The 346-nt window shown below is 78.6% G+C and carries 1 pseudogene; it reads right to left on the bottom strand.

Features of this window, described 5'->3' with window-relative positions:
- Positions 1–346: pseudogene (locus tag G3I42_RS09060) on the bottom strand (SARP family transcriptional regulator); the annotation flags it as partial.

Raw genomic sequence — 346 nt, 5'->3', positions numbered from 1 at the left:
CCCCGTGCGCCCCCAGAAGAGGCCGCACCCACGGCTCGTACGGCCCGAAGTCCCCGTCCGGCGGCGGCTGTTCGCCGGTCCGCACCGCGACCGTGAGGCGCGCCAGCGCCGGGAGGCCCGTGGCGAAGCCCGGCATGCCGCAGCCGGGGAGGAGCGCCACCGCCTCCTCGTACGGCTCCCAGCCGCCGCCCGCCAGCGAGGCGCGCAGCGCGCGGAACCACGTCGTGAAGACCCGTACGAGCGGCAGTTCGTGCCGTGCGGCCAGCGCGTCCGCCGCCGCCGCGCACGCCTCGGCTGCCGCGAAGTCCCCGAGCCCGCAGCGCGCCTGCGTCCGCACCAGCAGTCC

The sequence above is a fragment of the Streptomyces sp. SID11385 genome (genome assembly GCF_010548245.1).
In the GTDB taxonomy this organism is placed as follows: domain Bacteria; phylum Actinomycetota; class Actinomycetes; order Streptomycetales; family Streptomycetaceae; genus Streptomyces.
This window is presented reverse-complemented; position numbering and strand designations above follow the sequence as displayed.